This window comes from Bradyrhizobium pachyrhizi, assembly GCF_001189245.1.
GTDB classification, from domain to species: domain Bacteria; phylum Pseudomonadota; class Alphaproteobacteria; order Rhizobiales; family Xanthobacteraceae; genus Bradyrhizobium; species Bradyrhizobium pachyrhizi.
Window position 1 is genome coordinate 34,048 of the sequence record NZ_LFIQ01000058.1, and the last position, 5,722, is coordinate 39,769.

The following is a 5,722-nucleotide window of genomic DNA, read 5'->3' on the forward strand; positions in this document are numbered from 1 at the left end:
TTGCCGTAACCGCGCCAGCACCTTGAGCCCGCCGTAACCGTCGGCGGGCAACAGGCCCATCTTGATCTGAAAATCCTTGATCGCCTTCATGGTGTCGTTGCCGACACGGCCGTCGGTGCCGCCGGTGTCGAAGCCGGCCTTGGTCAGCCGCGTCTGCATCTCCTGCACCTCGGCGAGCGTCAGCGCGCGCTCCGAGCCCGGGAAGGGTTGGATGAAGGGCGGCCCGCCGAGGCAGCGATCGCCGAGATGGCAGATCGCCAGCGCGTAGTTCATGGATGGGTTGTAGCTCTTCACCGAATTGAAGTTCGGACCGAGCAGGAAGGCCGGGCCACCGGCGACCGGGATCCACAGTTGCGCTGATGCGTTCGGCTGCGGAAACGGCTGGCCGTCGGCTCTGACGACGCCGGCGCTGGCCCAGGCCGCATAGGTGCGGCTGCCGCTGGCGCCGCCGCCGGGCGCGCGGACCTCGTAGCCCCAATGCTCGCCGCGGTGCCACTTGCCGCGGTTGACGAGATATTTCGCGGTCGAGCCCAGCGCGTCGTCGGGCCGGCCGAACGGCGAGACCTTGCCGTCGCCGTCATAGTCGAAGCCGACATTGAGCCAGACTTCCGGCATCCACTGCGAATGACCCATCGCGCCGGCCCAGGAGCCGTTCATCTCCTGAGGCGTGCTCCAGCCGCGCTGCACGATCTTCATCGCGTTGATCAGTTCGGTTTCCCAATAGGCCTTGCGGCGCGGCTCGTTCCAGGCGAGCGCCGCCAGCGAGGGAAACACTGGCGTCATGTGGTTCTGCTGCACCAACGGATCGCCATAGGCGGATTCGACGCCCCACAGCGCGAGCAGCGTGCCGCGCTCGACGCCGAAGTCGCGCTCGATCCGGCCGAACAGCGCCTCGTTCTTCTTCAGCGCCTCCCGGCCGTGGATGATGCGCCAGTCGGAGACGCGGCGATTGATGTACTGCCAGATCTGCTCGTGGAATTCAGGCTGGTTGCGCATCTGCCTGAATACGCTCATGTCGGGCTCGATCCGCCCCATGCAGCGATTCCACGTCGCCTCCGAGATGCCTTTTGCGAGCGCGCGGGCGCGAAAATTGTCGCGCCACTGGTCGAAGCCCGGTGGGGTGGCCGCGAGCGCGCCGAGCGGATTGACGAGCACCACGCCGGCCGCGAGCCCGGCCTTCAGGACGGCGCGGCGGGCAGGGGATTTCGGAGAATCAGGCTGTTTCATCGGGCCAGTGTAGCGGCGCCGATCGGGTGAGCCAAAAGCCACGCCGCCGCAGGAGCTATAGTTTTGAGCATGACCTCATCGGAAAACCGGTTCCCACTTTTCCGGGTCATGCTCTAACTATCCTGCAAATCTGTGGCGATTTTTGACAGCCACCGGCGCACCACCTGTTCCGACCTGGCATCGAGGCTGGCGGCGAGCCGGCGTTCCTGGGCCTGGGCGATCTGCCGGCATTTCTCCAGCAGCGCGGTTCCATGGCTGGTCAACGTCCATTGCAGCACCCGGCCGTGGACGGGGTGCGGCGTCTTGCCGATGGCGCCGTCGCGCTCGAGGTTGCGGATGATCACGCTCACGGTCTGCGGCGTCAGCAGCGCGACGCGGGCCAGATCGGCGCCTGAGAGCCCCGGATAGGCTTTCAGCATCGTCAGCACGACGAATTGCGGAGAGGTGACGCCGAGCCGTCCCAGCTGGCGCTCCATCGACAGCCGCGAGGCAGCGTGGGCTTGGCGCAGCAGATAGGCAAGATAGCCCTGCTCGCCGCGCTTGCCTTCGCCCGGCGCCGGAACGGAAGGGGCGAGCAGGACGTCGCCTGCGGTCGATCCCGCATTCGCTGCGGCCCTTCGGCCGGCGGCTTTTTCGACCGGACGCCGCTCGGCGGTGCCGGATTTGCCTCGGTTCTGCATTGCCGCCATGTCGCGTGCTGTCGCCTTTGCCGATGTCCGCATCTTGCCGATGATATCAGAGCTCTGATAATATCTCAGTACACTGATAACACGAGGCCAGGCCAATGTCACATGCCCGCAAGGAATACACCGACTTCGAGAAGCTCGCGCCCGACGTCTTCGCCGCGGTGCGCGCGCTCGGCCAGTTCGCGGCGAAGGCCGGCCTCGACAAGCAGCTGCTCGAACTCGTCAAGCTGCGCGCCTCGCAGATCAATGGCTGCGCGTTCTGCGTGCAGTATCACATCCTGCAGGGCGAGAGCCTCGGCGTGCCCGCCGACAAGCTGAACCTCGTCGTGGTGTGGCGCGAGGCGCCGCAGTTCACGCCGCGCGAGCGCGCCGCGCTGGCCTGGACCGAAGCGTTGACGACCCTGCCGAACGGCGTCAGCGACGAGGTCTATGCGCAGGCCACCGCTGAATTCTCCGAGCAGGAGCTGACTTACCTGACCTCGGCGATCGCATCGATCAATGTCTGGAACCGGTTCGGCGCGGCCTATCGCTGGACGCCGCCGCCGCGCCGGCAGCGTGCGGACGCGGCGGCTTCGTAAGGTCGAGACGGATAAAACGGCAACTGACAGGGAGAAAAACAATGACCTCGATGGCGATGACACCATCCCTTCCATTCGCGCATCCGCCGCGGCCGGTCGCGCTGGCGGTGATCGCGGGACTGGCCTCCGCCTTCGTGATCGGCAAGGCACTGCCGACCCCGATGGACGCGATCTCATCCGTCATCGCGCCGCTGTGCGCCAGCGCCAATGCGGCGTCGCCGCTCGACAAGGTCGAGGTCATCAGCTCGCACGCACTGCCCAATGTGGCGGGCAAGCGCATCACGGTGGTGCGCGTGTTCTATGGTCCCGGCGGCTTCACGCCGCCGCACCGCCATTCCGGTTCGGTGACGGCCTATATCACCAAGGGTGAAATCCGCTCCCAGCTCGGCGGCGGGCCGGTCGAGACCTTCAAGGTCGGCCAGTCCTTCTTCGAGCCGCCGGGCTCGACCCACATGGTCTCGGCCAATGCGAGCACCACGGAGCCGGCGGAGCTGATCGCGGTGTTCGTGGCCGACGAGGGCGCGCAGCTGACCACGATGCTCGAGTAGCGATCGGTTGAGCGCTCGTTCTGCAAGACGTGCGCATTGGACCAGTTTGGTGCTCAGTTCGCCTGAAACTGGACCTTGCACGCAACGGGGCGTGTCGATTGATTGCACGACACGTTGCGGCGACGGTTGCCGACGAGGGACAAATCGATGATCAGTCTGAAGGGGCTCTCTGCCTTCCCGATAACGCCTTCGAACCGGGATGGGCGGGTCGATGCGGGTGCGCTCCGTGCCTTGCTCGACCCCTTGATTGCGGCGAAGGTGGATTCGGTCGGGCTGCTGGGCAGTACCGGCTCGTACCCGTATTTCAGCCGCGATGAGCGGCGGCGCGCCGTGCAGGCGGCGACCGCCTTGGCGGACGGCAACACACCAATACTGGTTGGCATCGGCGCACTGCGCACCGACGATGCGGTGCGGCTGGCTCAAGACGCGCGTGATGCCGGCGCGACGGCAGGGCTGTTGGCGGCGGTTTCCTATACGCCGCTGACCGATGACGAGGTCTTTGAGCATTTTCAAACCGTGGCCCGCGAGAGCGGATTGCCGATCTGCATCTATGACAATCCCGGAACGACTCATTTTCAATTCACGCCGGCCCTCATCGGCCGTCTGAGCCTGGTCGAGGGAATCGTCGCGGTGAAAAGTCCGGCGCTGGATGCTTCGACCGTGGCGGGCCATCTCAGGGAATTGCGGGCTGTGGTTCCGGACGGCGTTGCGCTGGGTTACAGCGCCGACTGGAATTGCACCGAGGCGCTGCTGGCGGGCGGAGACACCTGGTACAGCGTTCTCGCAGGAATCTTCCCGAAGGTCTGCGTGGACATCGTTCGCGCTGCGACGAGCGGCGATGCGGCCCGGGCGCGAGAGCTCAACGCGCGTCTGCAGCCGATTTGGGATCTGTTCAGGACATATTCCAGTCTGCGTGTTGTCTACGCACTTGCCAATCTCAGAGGGGTCTGCACGGCCGAGCCTCCACGTCCGATATTGCCGCTGCCCGCGGACGCTCAGAGGCGCGTCAAGGAGACGTTGGCTGCGATGGAGATCGACTGATCGCAACTACGGCGGAGGGCGCTAGAGCATGATCCGGAAAAGTGCGAAGCGGTTTTCCGAAAAGATCATGCTTAAACGACGAGCTAGAGCGCGATGACGATTCAACCTGATCTTATCGCGCTTTAGATGCCGGCGCGCGCCAGCGGGTCGCGGCCGAACCGGTTATCACCCTTCGATCCCGGCAGCACGCTCAGCGTTGCGACGAACGCCAGATAGGGGATCCAGTATTTGACGTGCAGCGCGGCGGCGAGGTGGGGAATGGCGAGGATCGTCAGCGCCCACCAGCCCGACACGTTGAGGTCGTGCAGCCGCTTCACCAGGATCGCCGCGAACGGCCACAATGACAGCATGAGCAGCAAACGCAGGACGGACAGGTCGTCGGCGGGCGGGCTGCTGTCGTAATACCGTGGACCGGGGTCGAGCCTTACGCCGATGCGAATGACGAGCATGTCGACCAGCACGAGGCCGAAAAACCCCAGGCTGAATTCCTGCCGACTGATGCGGCCCTTCACCGAGAGAAAAAACCAGCTGAAGGTCGAAAGCATGCTTGTTTGTGGTCCGGCCTGAATGGGCATCTGATAGGGACTTGCGTCCGATGGTCAAAGCGGGACAGGTTCCCGCGGTTTGCTGCTTCCATCATGATCATTCAAGCTGGCAATTGTCGCCGCGACATGGCGCGCATCGATGCGATTCCGAATGGAACCTGCGGTGGGCGTTGCACAATTTCGGAATAATGAAATAGTGCCGCTGATTTACCCGGCGTGTCAAGTTGTCGTGTCGAACGATGGCAGCCGCCGGCTACTTTGCATGGGGTTGTTTTTCGATATTTTGGCAGTGCGCCCCGAACCGGTGTCCCTTTCGCTCGACAACACTCTAATTGCCGCCGCCTTCCTGGGTGTCGATGCGATGCAAGACGTCGTCGGGCAGGGCATGGGCCACGGCGGCTGCAAGCCCGGGCTCCGGTCCGATCTCGCGGCCGCGGCCGCGGATCAGCCGCTCATAGGCCGACACCAGCGTGGTGTAGGGATTGACCCACAGCCAGCCATCGCGCGTGAACAGCTGGACGTCGAAATGCAGATGCCGCGATGTGCCGTTGGGGTGGTCGAGATAGTTCGAGACCACGCCGATCTTCTCGCCCTCGCTGACGCGGCGTCCGTTGAGCAGGCCGTCGGCATCCATCACTGACGGGTTCATGTGCATGTAGCGGAAGCGGACGTGCTCGGTGCGGGTGTTGACCTGCAACGTCGCGGCCTGCTGTTGCGCCGAGCGGATCACGATACTGTCGCGCACTGCAACGACCGCCTGCTGCTTGGGATCGCAACCATCCTTGCTGTCGGCCGGACACGCGCCGGGTCGGATGTCCTGGCCCTGATGGCCGTAGCCGCTGGCGCATTGGCCGACCTCGAAGCTGCGCGCCTCGCAGAAATTGTCTTGCCAGGGATACGTGTCGATGGCCGCGCCGGGTTTGCGCTTGGCGAAGGATTGCGAGTGCGCGAAGGCCGGCGCCTTCTCGAGCGGAAAGCGGATCTGCGAATAGACGGTGAAGTCGGCGTGGCCGCCTTGTTGCCTGCGGCCGCCGCTGCCCGCGACGATGTCGCCGCTCGGGTGGTAGGTGAAGTCGGCGGATTGCACGGCCGGCCGC

General features: G+C 64.8%; 7 protein-coding genes. 3 read left to right on the plus strand and 4 right to left on the minus strand.

Annotated features, from left to right (window positions below; all coding sequences use genetic code 11):
- A partial coding sequence (locus AKL29_RS11900; protein WP_152977554.1) for a lytic murein transglycosylase occupies positions 1 to 1,227 on the minus strand: 1,227 nt, incomplete at its 3' end.
- 113 nt (positions 1,228 to 1,340) lie between these two features.
- Positions 1,341 to 1,916, minus strand: coding sequence for a MarR family winged helix-turn-helix transcriptional regulator (locus AKL29_RS11905; protein WP_050384289.1), 576 nt, complete (start codon positions 1,914 to 1,916; stop codon positions 1,341 to 1,343).
- Positions 1,917 to 2,011: 95 nt separating this feature from the next.
- Here AKL29_RS11905 and AKL29_RS11910 point away from each other — a divergent pair, with 95 nt between their 5' ends.
- The 3 genes from AKL29_RS11910 (at position 2,012) to AKL29_RS11920 (ending at position 4,080) form a co-directional block, all read left to right on the plus strand.
- Entirely contained in the window at positions 2,012 to 2,491 is a 480-nt protein-coding gene (locus AKL29_RS11910) for a carboxymuconolactone decarboxylase family protein (protein WP_050384290.1), read from the plus strand.
- A gap of 41 nt (positions 2,492 to 2,532) precedes the next feature.
- Positions 2,533 to 3,039 (plus strand): cupin domain-containing protein, encoded by a 507-nt coding sequence (locus AKL29_RS11915; protein WP_050384291.1) that lies wholly within the window; start codon positions 2,533 to 2,535, stop codon positions 3,037 to 3,039.
- A gap of 147 nt (positions 3,040 to 3,186) precedes the next feature.
- Entirely contained in the window at positions 3,187 to 4,080 is an 894-nt protein-coding gene (locus AKL29_RS11920) for a dihydrodipicolinate synthase family protein (protein ID WP_028332180.1), read from the plus strand.
- A gap of 122 nt (positions 4,081 to 4,202) precedes the next feature.
- Here the strand turns inward: AKL29_RS11920 and AKL29_RS11925 are convergent, their stop codons facing one another.
- Together AKL29_RS11925 and AKL29_RS44690 are read right to left on the minus strand one after the other, a co-directional pair.
- Complete coding sequence (locus AKL29_RS11925) at positions 4,203 to 4,625, minus strand: DUF805 domain-containing protein (protein ID WP_050384292.1); 423 nt, start codon at positions 4,623 to 4,625, stop codon at positions 4,203 to 4,205.
- A gap of 328 nt (positions 4,626 to 4,953) precedes the next feature.
- A partial coding sequence (locus tag AKL29_RS44690; protein ID WP_488230421.1) for a M23 family metallopeptidase occupies positions 4,954 to 5,722 on the minus strand: 769 nt, incomplete at its 5' end.